The sequence below is a fragment of the Owenweeksia hongkongensis DSM 17368 genome (assembly GCF_000236705.1).
Taxonomy (GTDB): Bacteria; Bacteroidota; Bacteroidia; order Flavobacteriales; family Schleiferiaceae; genus Owenweeksia; species Owenweeksia hongkongensis.
This window is the reverse complement of record NC_016599.1, coordinates 1,315,741-1,333,294: the sequence shown is the minus strand read 5'-3', so window position 1 is coordinate 1,333,294 and position 17,554 is coordinate 1,315,741. Positions and strand designations below refer to the sequence as shown.

Annotated in this window: 23 protein-coding genes; 4 read left to right on the top strand and 19 right to left on the bottom strand. The window is 40.2% G+C overall.

The features are described from left to right. Complete coding sequence (locus tag OWEHO_RS06080; RefSeq protein ID WP_014201600.1) at positions 1 to 948, bottom strand: DUF368 domain-containing protein; 948 nt, start codon at positions 946 to 948, stop codon at positions 1 to 3. 134 nt (positions 949 to 1,082) lie between these two features. On the opposite strand from OWEHO_RS06080, the gene OWEHO_RS06075 reads away from it, so the two are divergent. The 4 genes from OWEHO_RS06075 to OWEHO_RS06060 all read left to right on the top strand — a co-directional run bounded on the left by OWEHO_RS06075 (position 1,083) and on the right by OWEHO_RS06060 (position 5,423). Further along, complete coding sequence (locus OWEHO_RS06075) at positions 1,083 to 1,691, top strand: hypothetical protein (RefSeq protein WP_041627467.1); 609 nt, start codon at positions 1,083 to 1,085, stop codon at positions 1,689 to 1,691. Next, positions 1,678 to 2,367, top strand: a complete 690-nt coding sequence (locus OWEHO_RS06070) for a YdcF family protein (protein ID WP_014201598.1) — start codon at positions 1,678 to 1,680, stop codon at positions 2,365 to 2,367. Before OWEHO_RS06075 ends, OWEHO_RS06070 begins: the two co-directional genes overlap by 14 nt. Before the next feature lie 96 nt (positions 2,368 to 2,463). Beyond that, on the top strand, positions 2,464 to 4,158 hold the full coding sequence (locus OWEHO_RS06065; protein WP_014201597.1) for a C45 family autoproteolytic acyltransferase/hydolase: 1,695 nt from the start codon (positions 2,464 to 2,466) through the stop codon (positions 4,156 to 4,158). Continuing rightward, a complete protein-coding gene (locus OWEHO_RS06060; RefSeq protein WP_014201596.1) occupies positions 4,155 to 5,423 on the top strand; it encodes a phenylacetate--CoA ligase family protein in 1,269 nt (422 codons plus the stop codon). The genes OWEHO_RS06065 and OWEHO_RS06060 overlap by 4 nt, the downstream gene beginning before the upstream one ends. A 9-nt stretch (positions 5,424 to 5,432) precedes the next feature. On the opposite strand, the gene OWEHO_RS06055 is transcribed toward OWEHO_RS06060, so the two are convergent. Genes OWEHO_RS06055 through fabG form a run of 18 tightly spaced genes read right to left on the bottom strand, consistent with a single transcriptional unit; the run spans position 5,433 to position 17,548 of the window. After that, a complete protein-coding gene (locus tag OWEHO_RS06055; protein WP_014201595.1) occupies positions 5,433 to 5,762 on the bottom strand; it encodes a type II toxin-antitoxin system RelE/ParE family toxin in 330 nt (109 codons plus the stop codon). Further along, positions 5,752 to 5,958 (bottom strand): hypothetical protein, encoded by a 207-nt coding sequence (locus OWEHO_RS06050; protein WP_014201594.1) that lies wholly within the window; start codon positions 5,956 to 5,958, stop codon positions 5,752 to 5,754. The genes OWEHO_RS06055 and OWEHO_RS06050 overlap by 11 nt, the downstream gene beginning before the upstream one ends. A 50-nt stretch (positions 5,959 to 6,008) precedes the next feature. After that, entirely contained in the window at positions 6,009 to 7,202 is a 1,194-nt protein-coding gene (locus OWEHO_RS06045; protein ID WP_014201593.1) for a DUF2062 domain-containing protein, read from the bottom strand. Then, complete coding sequence (locus OWEHO_RS06040; protein ID WP_014201592.1) at positions 7,186 to 7,548, bottom strand: (3R)-hydroxymyristoyl-ACP dehydratase; 363 nt, start codon at positions 7,546 to 7,548, stop codon at positions 7,186 to 7,188. The genes OWEHO_RS06045 and OWEHO_RS06040 overlap by 17 nt, the downstream gene beginning before the upstream one ends. A 5-nt stretch (positions 7,549 to 7,553) precedes the next feature. Further along, positions 7,554 to 8,114: a hypothetical protein gene (locus OWEHO_RS06035; protein WP_014201591.1), complete on the bottom strand. Its 561-nt coding sequence runs from the start codon at positions 8,112 to 8,114 to the stop codon at positions 7,554 to 7,556. Further along, positions 8,104 to 8,730: a LolA family protein gene (locus OWEHO_RS06030; RefSeq protein WP_014201590.1), complete on the bottom strand. Its 627-nt coding sequence runs from the start codon at positions 8,728 to 8,730 to the stop codon at positions 8,104 to 8,106. Before OWEHO_RS06030 ends, OWEHO_RS06035 begins: the two co-directional genes overlap by 11 nt. Further along, positions 8,723 to 9,487 carry a polysaccharide deacetylase family protein gene (locus OWEHO_RS06025; protein ID WP_014201589.1) on the bottom strand — a complete coding sequence of 255 codons (765 nt, stop codon included), beginning with the start codon at positions 9,485 to 9,487 and terminating at the stop codon, positions 8,723 to 8,725. Before OWEHO_RS06025 ends, OWEHO_RS06030 begins: the two co-directional genes overlap by 8 nt. Continuing rightward, on the bottom strand, positions 9,477 to 10,409 hold the full coding sequence (locus OWEHO_RS06020; protein WP_014201588.1) for a beta-ketoacyl synthase chain length factor: 933 nt from the start codon (positions 10,407 to 10,409) through the stop codon (positions 9,477 to 9,479). Before OWEHO_RS06020 ends, OWEHO_RS06025 begins: the two co-directional genes overlap by 11 nt. 2 nt (positions 10,410 to 10,411) lie before the next feature. Next, positions 10,412 to 11,602 carry a beta-ketoacyl-[acyl-carrier-protein] synthase family protein gene (locus OWEHO_RS06015; protein ID WP_014201587.1) on the bottom strand — a complete coding sequence of 397 codons (1,191 nt, stop codon included), beginning with the start codon at positions 11,600 to 11,602 and terminating at the stop codon, positions 10,412 to 10,414. 6 nt (positions 11,603 to 11,608) lie between these two features. Continuing rightward, positions 11,609 to 11,863: a phosphopantetheine-binding protein gene (locus OWEHO_RS06010; RefSeq protein ID WP_014201586.1), complete on the bottom strand. Its 255-nt coding sequence runs from the start codon at positions 11,861 to 11,863 to the stop codon at positions 11,609 to 11,611. Continuing rightward, positions 11,863 to 12,477: a hypothetical protein gene (locus OWEHO_RS06005; protein WP_014201585.1), complete on the bottom strand. Its 615-nt coding sequence runs from the start codon at positions 12,475 to 12,477 to the stop codon at positions 11,863 to 11,865. Before OWEHO_RS06005 ends, OWEHO_RS06010 begins: the two co-directional genes overlap by 1 nt. Beyond that, complete coding sequence (locus OWEHO_RS06000) at positions 12,474 to 13,589, bottom strand: beta-ketoacyl synthase N-terminal-like domain-containing protein (protein WP_014201584.1); 1,116 nt, start codon at positions 13,587 to 13,589, stop codon at positions 12,474 to 12,476. Before OWEHO_RS06000 ends, OWEHO_RS06005 begins: the two co-directional genes overlap by 4 nt. After that, positions 13,590 to 14,015 carry an acyl-CoA thioesterase gene (locus OWEHO_RS05995; protein WP_014201583.1) on the bottom strand — a complete coding sequence of 142 codons (426 nt, stop codon included), beginning with the start codon at positions 14,013 to 14,015 and terminating at the stop codon, positions 13,590 to 13,592. Then, a complete protein-coding gene (locus tag OWEHO_RS05990; RefSeq protein WP_014201582.1) occupies positions 14,008 to 14,442 on the bottom strand; it encodes a hypothetical protein in 435 nt (144 codons plus the stop codon). The genes OWEHO_RS05995 and OWEHO_RS05990 overlap by 8 nt, the downstream gene beginning before the upstream one ends. A gap of 12 nt (positions 14,443 to 14,454) precedes the next feature. Beyond that, positions 14,455 to 15,330 carry an LpxL/LpxP family acyltransferase gene (locus OWEHO_RS05985; protein ID WP_014201581.1) on the bottom strand — a complete coding sequence of 292 codons (876 nt, stop codon included), beginning with the start codon at positions 15,328 to 15,330 and terminating at the stop codon, positions 14,455 to 14,457. Next, positions 15,323 to 15,568, bottom strand: coding sequence for an acyl carrier protein (locus OWEHO_RS05980; RefSeq protein WP_041627466.1), 246 nt, complete (start codon positions 15,566 to 15,568; stop codon positions 15,323 to 15,325). Before OWEHO_RS05980 ends, OWEHO_RS05985 begins: the two co-directional genes overlap by 8 nt. An 18-nt stretch (positions 15,569 to 15,586) precedes the next feature. Beyond that, a complete protein-coding gene (locus OWEHO_RS05975; protein ID WP_014201579.1) occupies positions 15,587 to 16,810 on the bottom strand; it encodes a beta-ketoacyl-[acyl-carrier-protein] synthase family protein in 1,224 nt (407 codons plus the stop codon). A 3-nt stretch (positions 16,811 to 16,813) separates the two neighbouring features. Beyond that, positions 16,814 to 17,548 (bottom strand): 3-oxoacyl-ACP reductase FabG, encoded by a 735-nt coding sequence (gene fabG / locus OWEHO_RS05970; protein ID WP_014201578.1) that lies wholly within the window; start codon positions 17,546 to 17,548, stop codon positions 16,814 to 16,816. Positions 17,549 to 17,554: the final 6 nt, after the last annotated feature.

The window sequence follows — 17,554 nt, the reverse complement described above, 5'->3', positions numbered from 1 at the left end:
CTAAGATTTTTTACCAAAAATGCTCATTAGGATAACCAAAGCAAAACCACCGATAATACAAATAATGGCGAGCACAGTCTGTGGGTCATTTCCGTAAAGGAAATTGTCTTGCAAACCCGAAAATGTGGATGGTAGCACGCTTTTAGAGAATGCCACTGTTTCTTCACCTTTGGTGTTTATTCTTGTAGTTAAGACTTCTTGCCATGGCCAAACTTTGTTTAGCGAGCCAATCATCAATCCTGTGAGGAAAGCCAAGGTTACGTTTTTATGATGCTTAAAAGCCCAGGTCAATACACGAGAAAAGCTAAGTACCCCAGTGATGCATCCCAAACCAAAAACTACAAGTACTGAAAGTCCTTCAAAGTTGCCGGACATTACCTCCTTTACTTTTGGTAAAATGTAGGTGTACATTCCTAAAAGTAATAGTATAAAGCTACCAGATAGCCCCGGTAAAAGGAGTGCAGAAATAGCTACGGCTCCACAAACAAAAACAAACCAAAGGGCTTCTATACCTGAGCTAGGAACGGCTATAGTAACGTAATACACGAGAATAGTTCCAAGTATAAGAGCTATTATGGTTTTGAAATTCCAAACTTCAATGTCCTTGCCAACCACCCAAACGGAGGCAATGATGAGCCCAAAAAAGAAAGCCCAAATGGCAATTGGCTCATGTTCTAAAAGCCAGGTGATCGCGAATACTCCAATACCAATACCCAGAACCATTCCCGTAAGGAGGGTAACTAAAAAATTACCGTCCAGTTTTTTCCAGGCTTCGCCTATTTTTCCTTTCCCGATAAGGCGAAGAAGGTCAAGGTCGATAGATTTTATAGCGAAAATCAAGCGTTCGTAAATACCGGTAATGAAAGCGATGGTGCCACCCGAAACTCCGGGAACCACTTCGGCCATTCCCATAGCCATACCTTTAAACACAAGAGATAGTTGCGACATTTTGAAAATTTATTTGCGGCAAAGAAAATTAAAATACCGCAATACTATCAAGCTTTGGCGATATAATGAAAGTGGTATATAAAATAGGTATTTTCGTTTTCAATATTACCTTTAGCGTTTAACCCATATAGTTTATGAAAACCTTCTTGTCCTCTTTGTTTTTTGCCATTTCGATGAGCTCCTATGGCCAGTATTTTAGCGCTGACCTTACTGACGAAAGTGTGCCGATCACTTGGCTGGGTATTGATTTTACTGAAGCACGAATTATCAAAAAGGACCAGCAGGTGGTGGATAGGGAAAAGCTATCTGTTTTACCCAATAAATGGAATGACGAGGTAGCTTCTCAGGAGTCAAAATATCCTTTGAAAAAAGCCTTTCACAGAAGTTCAATCACTCGCGACATTATGATGATGAAGGTGCTAAACTCAGAGCTTGATGCTGAGCAGGTGATAACTGAGGATTTATACCTACTGTATAATTATAGCATTAAAACTGCTTTTACGAGGTATAACCTTGATGGATATTCTCAGGGTATTGGGATGGTTTTTTTAGTGGAAGCCATTGATTATGCACGCAAAGAATTTTCTGGATATATGATTCCAATTGATTTAGTGGAAAAAAGAATTATGAAATCCTATTACCTCAAAACTCGTTTTCCCTATGAACTGGAAGAGGAAAAATTGATTGAACCATTTAGACAAATTTTGCTCTTGTATGGTGAAAAGTTAGATGAAAAAAAATAGATCATTGCAACTAAACCTTAGCGTAAAAAAGGCTTTCTATAAAGTAATTTCAGTTTCCATCATTTTTATGATGAGTGGATGCTGGGGGCAAAAGAGAGCAAAGAAGGTATATGCCGACAATGTAAAAAATGCCCCCTTTGATGCTATCATCGTTCCTGGTATTCCATACAATGGCGAGCACTGGGATGATGTAATGATGATCCGTGTATACTTGGCAAAATACTTGTATGATCAAGGAATCACAAAGCATATCATTTTTAGCGGAAGCGCGGTGTATACAAAGTATTATGAGGCGGAGATAATGAAGAAATATGCCATTGCTTTGGGGATTCCTGAAAAAGTAATTTTCACAGATACTTTGGCAGAGCATAGCACGGAAAATGTGTATTACTCGCTTTTACAGGCTTATGATTTGGGTTTTGAGAAGATGGCTTTGGCCACAGATCCTTACCAATCTTACTTTATGAGAAGAGTGTTTAAACAAACTAAGGTGAAAAGCCTAACGCATCTCCCAATAAACTACGACATATTAGAGGCCATGGCTAAACCGGAGCCTGAGATTGATCCAACATCTGCCATAAAAGAAAACTTTATTCCACTTACAGAAAGAGAAAGTACTACAGCACGCTGGCGGGGAACGATGGGTAAAAATGTAGATTTCAGTAAACTGAAATAAGCATAAAATATAAAGAGGGAAATCAATGAGGCTGCGAGTTTTTTAAGGGTTTTAAAAAATTAAATTTGCGGCCACTATTATTCTAAATCACATTGAGTGAGTTCTCCAAAAAGAAACAGACTTAAGAAAATACTACTCGCCATCCTGGCCATTTTAGTTTTGGCTGTGATTGCATTTTTGTTGGCGATTCGAATTTCGTATCCGGAGGTTACTGATGAAGACGCCAGGTTTGATGCAATTGAAGTGAGTCAAAACGATTCCATTCGATTTGCAGAAGATAGCTGGTACCGCCAGAATAAATTCGGCATTTGGGAAATATATGTGCACGGTGACGATTTTGACCGAGGTGCTACTTACGGAAAACTTGCAGCTAAGCAGATAGAAGAACAGGAAGATTACTTTGTGGCTCAGATTGAAAAATTGGTGCCATCAACCTTTATGCTGCAGTTTTTGAAATACTTCGTGGGGTGGTTTAATAAGGATATGGACGAGTACATTCCTATGGAATACCAGCGTGAGATTTATGGAGTTTCAAAATCCTTTTCAGAAAAGTATGATTGGATAGCCCCTAAATATTACCGCATCTTAAACTACCATGCCGCCCACGATATTGGCCACGCACTTACAGATTTGAACATGGTGGGTTGCACTTCTTTTGCTGTGTGGGATAGCAGTAGTGCTGATGAAGGATTACTCATTGGCCGTAATTTCGACTTCTATATGGGTGATGATTTTTCTCGTGATAAGCTGATGACCTTTATGCGTCCGGATAGTGGATATGCCTATGCAAGTTTCTCTTGGGCAGGACTTATGGGCGTTGTTTCGGGGATGAATGCAGAAGGATTGACGGTAACGCTCAACGCTTCCAAGTCGTCTATACCGAGCGGGGCAAAAATGCCAATCTCATTGCTGGCACGTGAAATTCTTCAATATGCTTCCACAATTGATGAAGCCTACGCTATTGCCAAACAAAACGAAACTTTTGTTTCAGAGGCTTTGCTTATTGGGTCGGGAAAGGAAAATAGAGCCGCAATTATCGAAAAATCCACGGATACCATTGGTTTGTATGAAACGACTACTTCGCACATGAGTTGTTCCAATCATTACCAAAGTGATGTTTTTGCCGATGACCCTGCCAATATTCAAAACTTACAGGAAACCGATTCAAAGGAACGCTTGGCTAGAATGAACGAATTGCTCGATCGAAATTATCCTATCGATGTGTCCGATGCTGCCAAGATTCTTCGTGATCAGCGCGGGCTTAATGATGAGGATTGGGGTTTTTCAAACACTATCAGCATGAATCAACTTATAGCACATCATGGTGTGATTTTTCAACCGAAAACCAAACGTATGTGGGTTTCTGCTGCTCCTTACCAGTTGGGTGCTTTTGTGTGTTATGATTTGGATTCCGTTTTTGCGAAAGCACTAAAAGTGGCGCAATCGGGTATAGCAGTTTATGATGATTCTCTAACGGTTGCAGCCGATCCATTTTTGGAATCAGAAAAATATCAGCGCTTTTTGTATTTCAAAAAAGTGAAGCAAGCCATTACCGATTATACCTTGGTGGGAATAGATTTAGAGTTGAGTGAAGAGGAGATAGCGCAGTTCAAGGCGTCTAATCCTAATAGCTACCTGACGTATGAATTACTTGGAAACTATTTTTCCGAAAAGGAAATGTACGAGCGTGCCAGTAAAAATTACCGCGAAGCTTTGACCAAAAAAGTGGCTTCATTGGCTGAGCGCAAAACAATAAAAGACAAACTTCGGGAAGCGGAAGAACAATTATGAGCGAGGCACTGAAAGAGATTGAGATAGATTCAGAAAAGAGAAATGCGTATTGGGCGGTTCAGTTGGCAGCTCATGTAGATTATCTCAAAAAGCACTCGCCATTTTATAAAGATTTGAAAGGAAAGGTTTCTACGGTGGCGGATATCACTCAGTTTCCATTTACCTCAAAGGATGATTTGGCAGAAAGAAATGAAGACTTTTTGGCAATTCCCCAAAGTGAAATTCGCGACTACTCGGCTACCTCAGGAACTTTGGGCGATCCGGTTTCCTATTACCTTTCTGAAAAAGACTTACAGCGCTTGGCTCAAAATGAGAAAGGCTCACTAGAAATTGCAGGCTGTACTTCCAAAGATGTTTTTCAGCTAATGACCACCATTGACAAGCAATTTATGGCAGGCTTGGCTTACCAAATGGGTGTTCGAACTCTCGGTTCTGGAATGGTGCGTACAGGGCCTGGTGTGCCTTATATGCAGTGGCGAAGTATTTTAAAATACAAACCTACCGTGCTTATTGCAGTGCCTTCTTTTATTCCCTATTTGCTGGATTATGCTGAGAAGAATGGTATTGATGCAAATACTACTTCTGTAAAAAAAATAGTAGCTATTGGCGAAGCACTTACCAATGCCGATTTGGAAAATGGTGCGTTGATGAATCGTATTAAAGATCGCTGGAATGTAGAACTTATTTCTACGTATGCATCCACAGAAATGGCCACAGCCTTCACCGCTTGCGCAGAAAATTCAGGTTTGCACGTACAGCCGGAGCTTATTATTGTAGAGGTAATTGGCGAAGACGGAAAGCAGGTGAAACATGGCGAAATAGGGGAGGTAGTGGTTACTCCGTTAGGTGTTGAAGGAACTCCTCTTTTACGTTATCGTACTGGTGACATTTGTAAATATTATGATAGCACTTGTAGCTGTGGAAGAACTACTCCGCGATTAGGTCCAGTACTTGGGCGCAAGCAGCAAATGATAAAGGTGAAAGGCACCACAATTTATCCCAATATGATTGTGGAGGCGCTGAATGCCATCGAAGAGTTGAAGCAATACATTATTGAAATTAGCACTAACGAGTGGGGAGGGGATGAACTGAGCATTCGTTGCGAAGCCTCGAGCAATGAAGTTCCTCGATTAATTACCGAGCGATTGCGTTCTGGTCTTCGGGTTACCCCAAATATTATAGTAGAAGAAGCTAAGGTTTTACGTGAATTACGCTTTTCTGAAAATCACCGAAAGCCAATATTGGTGAGGGATTTGAGGGGGTGAAGTGTTGGGTCATCCTAAATAATTTTTAATTAAATCGCGGATTTCCTTATCGCTGATGGATGCTTTATCGGATTTGGTGTAAATTGAAAAGAGGAGGATAGTGTTTTCGTCTATTTGGACGAAGGTAATTACTCTGGCTCCGGCTGATTTCCCTTTGCGATTGGAAGAAATGGCCAGTCGTATTTTGTAGATGTTATTTCCGAGGTAAGTTCCTGTGGTTGGGTTTTCCTTTAAGTCAACAATAAGTTTGGAGAGGTCGTTTTTTAGGGAACTGTATTTTTTAGCCAGACGCTTAAATTCCCTTTTGAAATTAGGTGTTATAAGAATCTCATAACTCATTTAGAAAGTCTTCAGCCACGGAGGTTTTGAGGCTACCTTGTTGGTATTGTTTTAGCTCTTTCAAGCCTGTTTTGAGGTTTTCTAAAACTTCTTCTTTAGAGTCTTCAGTTTCCAATTCTACAAAATCTAGATTGCTAATTAGCTCAAGAAAAAACTGGTACTTATTGTCCTTTATTTTTAACTTAATTTCCTTCATTATGAATACTTAAACCAACGATAAAGATAAGGATTAGAAGGATAGAACTGTTAAAGCGATACTTTCCTGGCTCTCCTAACCTTTATCACCACCCAACTCACAAGCGTAGCCAGTGCTCCGGCCGTAATGGCAAGTGCTATAGCTCCCCAAATGTAGATTACCATGTTGGTGTGAATAGCTTCCAAAGTTATTTCCGATAGCTCGGGGAGTGGCACTTCAGGTTTACCCAAAATAAGTTCGCCCATTTTGTAGCTTCCATAAATTATAAAAGGGATAAATGGAGGGATGCTAATATTAGCAGCAGCTATAAAAAGTACTTTGTTGAGTTTAGTGAAAATAGCAAAGGGTATTCCTACTAAAAGTTGAAAACCCCAGATTGGAATGATGCCAAAGAAAATCCCGAAACCTATAGCCAAGGATTTTTTCAATGGTTTTTCGTCTGAACGTTTTACCTCACGCACAATGAGTTCAAAGATGTTTTTTTTGAGTAGCCTTTTTGGCAAATACCACAAAAATGTAAGTATCACCAAATAAGTGTTGAGAATGCTGATACGGGTAAAATCCTTAAATGGGCGGAAATGTGAAACACGCTCGTTTGGGTCATATTTCACACGAATGGGAACGCTATGAACAGGAGTTCCTTTCCAAGCTAGTTTTACAATAGCTTCAATTTCCAGTTCAAATTTGGTGGTAAAAAGCTTAATCTTTTTGAGGCCTTCTACAGGGTAACAACGAAATCCAGTTTGTGTATCGGGTAGCCGAATCCCTGTTTCTACATAGTACCAAAAGTTTGAAAACTTATTGCCAAATGAGCTTTTTCCTGGAGCACCACCTTCTTTCATACCACGGGCTCCCATTATCAGGGAGTTGGGGTAGGTGATTACTTTGTCAACAAAGAGATGAATGTCTTCAGGGTAGTGCTGCCCATCAGAATCTATGGTGAGAGCATAGTTGTAATTATGCTCTACTGTGTATTTGAATCCTGCACGGAGCGCTACGCCCTTGCCTTTATTCTTTTCAAAAGAAATAAGCTCAATTCTACCTTCGTAGGATTTTAGAATCTCCGCAGTATTATCTGTAGAGCCATCATTGATTACCAAAAGTTTTGGGGCTACGGCTAAAATACCGTCAATGGTGCGTGCCAAGGTTTTGACATTGTTGTACGTGGGCATTACCACCAACATGCCAAGCTCGGTCATTTTATCGGCCGTAGTTTGCCCTTCTCTTTCAGCTAAGTGTTCCAATTAATTTGAAGTAACTGGTTTCGGCATCTTTGGCCACACACTTTATTTTACAGCTGTTTTCTTCGGGTTGAAGCACCAAATCCAAGGTTAGCTGACTGGTTTTATTTGGGTCAACCATAGCTAGAAATTTTATCTGTGAAGCTTCTCTAAGAATCCAGCTTTTGCCTAAAATATCGTTACTGATTTCCTTTACCATTTGAGTCAAAACAACTCCTGGAGCGATAGGCTGGTCAGGAAAGTGACCTGCATACACAGCGCTATTTGGGTTTAGATGAACCGTAACCTCGTATTGGTTTTCTGCAACAGTGTTGGTAGAAATATGCTTGTAAAAATCTTGTATCAACATAGTGTTTAGTCTAAAGGAGTAAGCTCCAGCAGCAGGGCAAAATTATGATGTTTTAGTTGAATGGACTTCAATTGTGTATCATCATTTTTATAATCAAAAAGAAGACTACGCCTTAGTTTACCTAGCCAATTTTTATCATCCACCTGCTGTAATTTATCGTTTTCAAAAGTGAGATAATATTTATGCCCACTTACTTTTTTGATGCTATCCTGTTTCCATTTTCCTTTTTGTAAGGTTTGCAAAAACAGCAGCTCAAAATCACTTTTCAGGGCATTTAATATAAATCGATTATCAAGTTTATCCATGACGTAATGCTCGGTGCAAACTCCATCTTTCCACTCTAAATCTAGCAAGGTGCTTCCCATGGTGGTATTTACCGAGGCCCTGAAATTACAGGCATCAGTGTATTGAACAGCCAAATAACCTTGCATTACCATGTCTTTGTATTGCATCTTACTCGCAAAAACATAGGATGAATCCGAAAGGAAAGGAGAGGGAATAGACTGCGCCTGCAGGAGAGAAGCAACAAGGAAAAAGCTAAGAAGGAGGATGTTTTTAAAGCGCATCAAAAATTCCTTTAGGTAACTCCTGATTCACCTTGGGCTTTGTGAATTCTATGGTGGTCAAATCTCCCGAGCCATCCATCAATATCAAATGGCTAAAGCGTTTTCCCTTTATATCAATAAAAATATTCACCTCTTTCATAAAGCCTTGAAGGTCCTTTTTTATCGGTTTTAGTTTTACCTGATAGGTATTTTCATTTTCAAAATAGCTGGCTTCGTAATCGGGATTTTTCAAAATATCACCACTGATGCAGCCAAGGATAACCTCTTTTACAGTTTTAAAAATTTCATTTACTGCAGAAGAGTAACTCTTCACTTTTCCGTCTTCCTTTATCCGAACTTGTTCTCCATTGATGAGCATCACGTATTGAATGGGCTTCAGGTATTCCCAGCGTAAGCGATCCCTTTTTTGGTAATAAAACTCACCGGTAGAAATCAGCGGCTTGTTCATAAAGCTCAATTCTTTGCTTTGCTTAAAAGGGCTAGCAAAGGTTTGGATACTTTGATTTACCGCAACAAATGCAGCTTTTACAGCCTCAGGATCTTTGGCAGGTTTCATTTCCTGAGCAAAGCCGGCAATTGCGAAAAGCGAAATAAGTATGGTGAATATTTTATGCATGAGAGGGTGTTTCTATTTTGTCAGCAAGAGAGACAATTTTGATGCCATGGCTTTGGCAATATTCCAAAGTCTTTTCCAGCACTTCCACTGTATGCTCCTGTGTATCGTGAAACAGGATGATGGAACTGTTGTTCAATTTGGGCTTTATCCTTTGCCAAAGCTTTTCAGGATTTTTGATAGTGGTATCCAGGCTTCTCAAATCCCAACCAATAATTTTTAGCGGAAGCGTCCTAAGCACTTTGCCAATTCTAGGGTTGGTGACACCAAAAGGTGGGCGGAAAAAATGAATTGGTTTCCCCGAAAGGGATTCAAGATTTTTAGTGGCTTCTTCAATTTCATATCGAACTGCTTTACTTCGCATCCAACCCCATTTGTTGCTATGATTTTGGGTGTGGTTTCCCACAATATGACCTTCAGAAATTATTTGATTCAGGATGTCAGGGTGCTGCTGAGCTTGCTTACCAATGCAAAAGAAAGTTGCTGGTGCTTGATGTTTTTTTAGTACTTCGAGAATTGCCAAGGTGTTTGGATGCGGGCCATCGTCAAAAGTTAAGATGAGCTCATTTGGCTCTTTAAGCTTTGAGAAAGTAGGCGTAAAAAAGTTGGACTGAAGTGTGGCGGAACCGTAGGATAAAATGGCAACACCAAACAGAATGATACCGATTATCCAAAGCCAGGAAATAGCACCTTGCCAGCCAAGAAATGCAATGGCAAGCGTAAGGATTACAAACAGTATTTTAAAGGAATTATAGGTCAAATCGTTCTAAACCAATGGCTCCATAGTTGTTGCCAAATTTATTTAAAACAATCACGCGACTAACATTTTTCATATTTGCCAGCTTACCTTCTATAGCTTGCAAAGCTAAATAACTAGCAAAGGCTGGAGCTGTGAAATACTCACCACAATATTCTTTGAAGTTGATTACAGAAGCTTCTTTTGGGAATAGATTTTCGTTAAATCCTCCATTCAAAATCAAGTCGTAACGAGAAAGGTCAAGGCCAATGGTGCTGATGAAATCTCCATCGAAATGTTGACGGGTTTCAATCAGATTAACCTTTGCTATGGTTTCCTCGTTTGGTGATTGTGAAACATTAAAAAATGCTGAGCCTTGACCAAGCTGAGGTAATTGGGCTCCAAGTTTATCAGCTAGTTGTTTTAACAATTCGGATAATTCAGGTGTGAGCTCATCCACACCACCCACTAAAATGTGGTGGAGGTTTTCAATTTCTAATTGCAATTGTGCGTCAAGCAGGGCCATTTCAAATGAAACACTGTTTTGGACCATCGTCATATTGTAACGATAGTTTTGCAAAAGCAAAGCTATTTGACCTCCAATGGAATTGTGGGTAGATTGTATAAATGCGGTGGGAGCAAGGGTTTGCTCATCATTGATGATGCTTTGGTTCAAAAAAGAAATGGTATCTCTTACACACCCCAATCCAGTTCCAACAATAATAGCTTCGGGATCTATTTTGCCACCACCAAGGCAGTTCATCGCAGCATAGGTGCCCATTTTTAAAACACTGCTCATTCTGCGCAAAAGGGCAGGTTTTATTAATTCTTTGTAAGAAGGCTCAATCACTGTTACTTCTTCCATTTTGCTGATCGGTAGCAATTCTAAAGCCTCGTCAGCAATGGTGTTTTGGTATGAAATACAAGCACTCTTTCCTATATACATGTCTATGCTTTTGAGAGTATGAGTGATGAATTATTGCCACCAAAACCGAAGGAATTAGAGAGAACATGCTTCAACGGGCGGTCTTCCATTTTGAGTGCAGGCTCCCAATCATTTTCAGCAATTTGTTTCTGAAAGTTGAGGTTTGGAAACACCCAATCGTTTTGTAAAGCCAAAACTGAGAATACTGCTTCTATAGCTCCTGCAGCGCCTAATGTATGTCCTGTGTATGCTTTGGTAGAACTTATTGGTGGTTTTGCAGCCCCAAAAACATTGTTTATAGCAGTAGACTCTGATTCATCATTATTATTGGTTCCGGTGCCGTGAGCATTGATGTAGCTAATTTCGGAAGGATTAACTCTCGCCATTTTCAGTGCATTAGTCATTGCCATTGTAGCCCCTCTTCCATCAGGTGAAGAAGCCGTTTGGTGATAAGCGTCATTCGCATTGGCATAACCAGAAACGTAGCCAATCACTTTAGAACTGTTGTCTTTTGACACCTTATCACTTTCCAAAATTAAAAATGCTGCACCCTCACCAAGGTTTAGTCCCTTTCGGTTTGCCGAAAATGGTTTACACCATTCCGTATCTAAAATCATTAGAGAGTTAAACCCATTTGCCGTAAAGGCAGAAAGAGGGTCAATACCGCCAACAATAACTCTATCGAGCTTGCCGGTTTTGATGAGATTAGCTCCCATCATAATGGTGTTTGCCGAGCTGGAACATGCGGTACTAATCGTATTCACGTAAGTGAAGCCACCAAAGTACTCCGCTATTTTATCGGTAGTATCACCACAGTCATGTGTGAGTAAATCTGTGATACGGTCGGTTTTGCCTTCCTTTATTTTTTCGCGAAAAAAACCTTCTGTGCGGTCCATACCTCCCACGGAAGTGCCGGAAATAAGACCGGTTCGCAGGTTTTTATTTTCTGAAACTTGCCCCAGCGCTTCTTTCACGGCCTTGATGCCGAGAAGACTAGTGCGAGAAATCAAAGTGTCAGCAGAAATATTTAGCTCTTGTTTTAATTGCTCATTAGAAATTTTCACTTCACCAAAAAGGTGAGTGTCAGTAAGGCGCGATTGCAATAGAGTAGCCTTTTCAATACCTGTTTTTTCAGCTATCAGCGACTGTTTATTGGCTTCCACGTTTTGGCCAATAGCCGAAACGATACCCATTCCTGTAATGGCAATTTTCATATCAGCTTACTGGTTGGCGCGAATAAATTCGGCCATGGTATTTACCGTTTGAAAGATCTTGCTTCCGTCTTCTGGATTGGCAATTTTAAGATTGTAATCCTTTTCCATGAGTACGATTAGCTCCAACGCATCGATTGAATCGAGACCGATGCCTTCATCACCAAATAGGGGAGTTTCATTGCCAAAGTCCTGAAGCTCTAGTTCTTCAAGATTCAGTTGCTCAATGATTTGAGCCTTCAGGTTTGCTTCTAAATTTTCCATTAATATTGGGTATCCTTAATTGTATCTAATAATTGTATGGTTGCCGGATTTGCGCCTTCTTTTTCAAGAAGAAAGAATACAGCTTCAAAAGTATTTTCATAATATTCCAACCAACCTACAAGGCAGGCTTTGGTTGGTGTCGTGTTCATCAACAAGGAGGCTTGCTCCAAAAGTTGATTTGAGCGAAAGTCTTCAAAAATATAGAAATTAGACTCGCCCAAAAGCTTGTGACGAATGCAAATTTCACCAATTACGATATTGGGCAAAGTATAGACAAATACAGCCGGGCTCGCAGAACCTTCAGTGTATTGTTTTACATGGTCGGCATCACTTTGTAAGCTAGAGTGATTGTTGCTCAAAATCAAAGCAATCTCATCATCCTCGTACTTTTCTTTTACCTCAGAATCTAAAAGTAATTCACTTGCAAGTAGTCCAATCTTACAAAGACCATCCATTTTAAAGAACTTTGGATAACTAAGTCCCAACTCCTTATAAGCAGATTTTAGTTTGGAAGAGGCGTCTTTATCTTCATTAAAATGAAGAACAGGTTTACCATCTTGCCAGATTCCAACTGAAGTAATTTTGCTCCAGGATGTTACGTTTAAGTCAGTCATACTTTCCTGAATATTCCAGCTGCATTAGAGCCTCCAAATCCGGAAGCTGTTTTTAGCATTGTATTAAAAGAACCTCCCTTGTTTGCGCTAAGCACATTTATGTTTTTGGAAGTGCCTTGCTTTTCAAAACCGTAAGATTTTAGAAGAGTATTGTTCCGCAAGGATTCAATTCCAATTAAGCTTTCAAGAAGTCCTGCTGCGCCCAATGTGTGTCCAAAATATCCTTTAAAGCTATTAAGTGGAATCTCGTTCATTTTATGGCGGTCAAATGCAATAGATTCCATCTCATCATTAAATGATGTTGCCGTGCCGTGAGCTGAAATGTAATCCACACTTTTTGCCGAAAGGCTGGCGTCTACCAATGCATTTTTTACACTTCGGAACAAACCTTCGCCAGTGCGTGATGGTCCTGAAATGTGGTTAGCATCATTGGCGGAAGCGCCTCCCAAATATTCGGCTTCTACTTTTTTGAAAATAGAAGGGTCTTTGCTCAAAATTGTGCTGGCGGCTGCTTCTCCTAAGTTTATCCCATCTCGGTCTGCATCGTAAGGTTTGCTTACACCAGTGGCGGTAGCATAAAATGAAATGAACCCGCTCAGCGTAAATTTGGTGACTAAATCTGCACCAACTACCAATACATGGTCTGCCAAATTTTGCTGAATCATTCTGGCGCCATTTATTATTCCCAATAGACCGGAAATACAAGCACTGGAAACAATTAGCGGCTCATTTTTCATTTGCAGCTTTCGCTGAATGTGTTCTCCTAATCTTGAGAGATTTGCTCCTGATGGATTCCCTTTTTCCAACTCATCAATGTCTCCTTTTGTGGAGCATACAATCAGGCGAGTACGAGGGGATTTCAGGATGGAAGTATCTGTGAGTCCCTCCAAAGTTTGTTGAATGCTGCTATTGAGCATTCTGTATATTTTAGAACCTTCACCTTTCGGCAAAAGTTTTTCATCAATTATTCCAAGGAATTCATCCTTACCTAAATCAAAAGCATTGGGAAATTTTGCAATACCCGTTTGCCCTGATTTCATAGCATCAAAAATGCTCGAAACAGAGTTTCCCAAAGGATTGATTGCGCCCGATGCTCCAAGGTAAATGTTCATCTACAGCAGCCCTTTTGATTTTTTCCATTCTTCATAAAAAGAAGGATTGTTTAACTGAAGGATGCCGTCAGTGCTGGTAAAAACCTGAATGGTTTTTCCATTTACCAAAAGTTGTCCGGTTTCGGCATGTCTGATATTGTACTCATGGATGATTTTGGCAGCAGGTGTGTTGATGAAAATGGTTTCAATAATACCTGAATCGCCATAGCGCAACGGTGCCTTATAGTTCATCTCTGAATGTACGATAGGGGTAAAGTGGCCAGAGTTGTAAATTTTAAGGTAATCCAAACCATGAGCTAAGCCGAAGGCCTCCCGGCCGTCTTCAAAGTATTTTAGGTAGTTGCCATGCCATACCACTTTCATGGAATCTACCTCGCTAAAGCGAACGGTGAATTTTGTTTTATGACTAAGGTGCTGCTCACTCATCCTCTACAAATATTTTCATTTCACACTCAGCCATTACTTCCCCATTTACCCTAGAGGTACCTTGGATAAGAATGATTCCGAAGATTTCATTTTTAATATCCACGGTAGTTTCGAGAGTATCACCAATTTTTGGAAAACCATGTACTTTTAGTTTTGAAACGGCACCTATAAATCCTTTTGGCGCTTTTTCATTTCCTTCTTTTTGACTCGCGGTATAGCCCATTCTTAGGGCAGCTGTCTGCGCAATGTTTTCAATGAGGCCTGGTTCCATAAAAAGCCCATCCGTACAAAAGATGTTTTTAGCCTCAATGTTCAATCTGGAAACGGTTTGATTTTCGTCATTCGACATTAGCTCCCCTACCATAATGATAGGTGCTTTTTGAGGAATGTATCGTGTAATATTTTTGGATGAAACCAGCGGGGTCATGACTTACGCATTTTATTTTTTATCACTTTTCCAAAAAGGATAAAAGTTAAACCACTGGTTTGGATAGCGAGTAACCATTTCCTCTAGTTGGTGGATATACCTTTTCAAAATCTCACTTTTGGAAGTGGCCTCTAAAATAGGTTTTGTACAGTAAAAATGATACTGTGTAGAGGATTCTTTCATGCCGTACACAAAACTTACTGGCAGCCCTAGTTTTGAAGCCATTACAAAAGGACCAGCGGGGAAGTCTGCAGGGCTTCCTAAAAAACTAGCTTCTAGAGATTTTGAACCTGGCAAAAAACGGTCGCCATGAATGCAGATAAACTCCTTGTTGCGGGCTGCTTCATGTATTTTGAAAATATGAGACATGTCCTCTTTTATGGGGATGGTTTTAAAATGACGAGCACCCATGGCATCATCCATCACATTTTTTATTTGCTCTTCTTCACCATCAAGCAGTACAATATTTACGGGAGTGGTATAGAGTTTCATCAGATGCCCAGCTATTTCCCAGTTTCCCATGTGAGCGCCAATCAGAAATCCACCTGTTTTTTGAGAGTCCATGGCCTTGAGGTTTGCCATGCCTTCTCGATGAATGTCAAACTTTAGCTCACTGTCAGATATGATAGCTATCTTATCAATGAGAGCTTGTCCCATATTATAATAAGTACGGAAAAGAGATGTGCGAATATCTTTTTGAGAGAAAGCTTTTAGCCTTGAAAAGTAATCTTTGATAGCCCTATTGGATTGAATGGAAAACACCAAATAGTAGGCTACCACCGGATACAACAAAAGATAGGCAGCTGAAGTACCAATCTTGTTTATGATGAAAATGAAAATTTTATAACCTAGGGGTGTGCCTTTACTTTTGCCTTCCCATTCAGCCATTTAGGCGATTGTTTACAAAGTTGTAAAAATCTTCAAAAGTGTGAATATCAGTAAAGTCTTCAGCAGTAACCTTAAAACCAAAGTGACTCTCGATTATAACAACAAGGTCTACATAATCAAGGCTATCTAGGTCTAAGGTTTCTTTTAGGTTAGCATTTGGCTCAATAAGATCTTCCTCTACTTCAAACTCCTCCACAAGAAATCCTTTTATTGTTTCAATGATTTCTTCTCTTTCCATCGTCTTTTCCATGAGTACTTAAGGTTTATACTTTTTAATTATCAGAGATGAGTTGGTGCCTCCAAAGCCAAAAGAGTTGCTTAGGAAACAGTCAAATTTTTGTTCAATAGTTTTCGTTGCAATATTCAATTTTGCAGAATCTTCATCTGGATTGGCAAAATTAATATTTGGCGCAATAAAATCATTATTCATCATTAATAATGAATATACAATTTCGCTAGCCCCCGCCATCCAGCACTCATGGCCGGTCATAGACTTGGTAGAGCTCACATAAGGACGTGTGCTATGAAAGACCTCGTGTAAGGCTTGCGCTTCAAATTTGTCACCAATGCCGGTTGATGTGGCATGGGCATTTATGTATTTAATGTCTTCTACGGGGGTATCTTGTTGCTTAAGTGCCATGTTCAAAGCGCGAACCTGGCCGTCTAGATTTGGATTTGATATATGTTCACCATTAGATGAAAACCCATAACCCACAATTTCTCCCAAAATAGGAGCACCACGTTTTACTGCAGATTCGTACGATTCTAAAATTACGGTTGCTGCACCTCCACTTGGAATTAGACCATCACGGTCTTTATCAAATGGGCGGGAGGCTTTTGTTGGATCATCTTCGCGGATTGAAAAAGCTCCCAATCCATCAAAACTACCAAAAGCATACATGTTTACTTCTTGTGCCCCACCACACACAATTTGCTCTTGCATTCCTGAGCGAATCATGTGATAGCCTAAGCCAATAGCGTGAGAACCACTTGCACAGGCAGCACTTATCGTAAAATTGATTCCTTTTAATTTGAAAATGGTTGACAGGTTCATAGAAACCGTACAGTTCATTGACTGAAAAATGGATCCCGAACCTAACAGGGTAGTGTCTTTCTTTTCGCGAATAAGGTCGATGGCCTCCATCACGGCTTTGGCCGAACTGTCATTCCCGTAAAGGATGCCTACTTCATTTTTTGAAATAAACTCTTCATCCATTTTGGCTTGTTCCAAAGCTTGAAGAGTGGCCACGTATGCATAAATAGCCTCTTCGCTAAGACCTATTCGATCTCTGCGGCCAAGTTTTCCTTTAAGGTCAGGCATAGGCACAGCCCCAGTAAGTGCAGAGCGAAACCCAAAATCTTTGCGCTCCTGGTCAAATACAATTCCTGATTTTCCAGCGTGCAGGGATTCGGTCACTTCATTTACATCAGTGCCAAGGCAAGAGTGGATGCCAATACCTGTAATTACTACCCGATTCATACTTTAAGAATAAATGCCTCCATTAATGTTTACGACTTCACCGGTAATGTATGAAGCTTTTTTGGAAACAAGAAAACTTACCAAGTCAGCCACTTCTTCTGCTTCGCCAAAGCGATTCATCGGTACGAATTTTAGCATTTCCTTTTGGTCCAAATCCTTGGTCATATCGGTATTAATAAAACCCGGAGCCACAGCATTTACGGTAATATTTCTTTTGGCAACTTCTTGTGCCAATGCTTTAGTAGCACCAATTACCCCTGCTTTGGCAGCAGAATAATTTACTTGCCCGGGCGTACCTTTTTGGCCTGAAACGGAAACTACATTCACCACGCGACCATAGCGGTTGCGCAGCATTTTGTGCATGAGCTGACGGCTTACGTTGTAAAATCCGTTTAGACTTACGTCTAATACATTACTCCACTGGCTGTCTGTCATCAGCATAAAAAGCCCATCATGTGTAATGCCAGCATTGTTTACCAATACTTCAATCACAGCACCAGGGTTTTCTTCATGCCATTTGTCCAAAGCTGCTTCTACGGCTTTAGCGTCTGTTACATTAAATTGCATTAGTGAAGCTTCGCCACCTTCTTCTTCAATGCTTTTAAGGGTTTCTTCGGCTGCAGCCTTATTACTGCTATAATTTATGATAACATGGTAGCCTAAATCTGCAGCTATCTTTTGGCAAATAACTTTACCAATACCTCTGGAGCCACCTGTAACCAGTGCATATTTACTCATCAATTT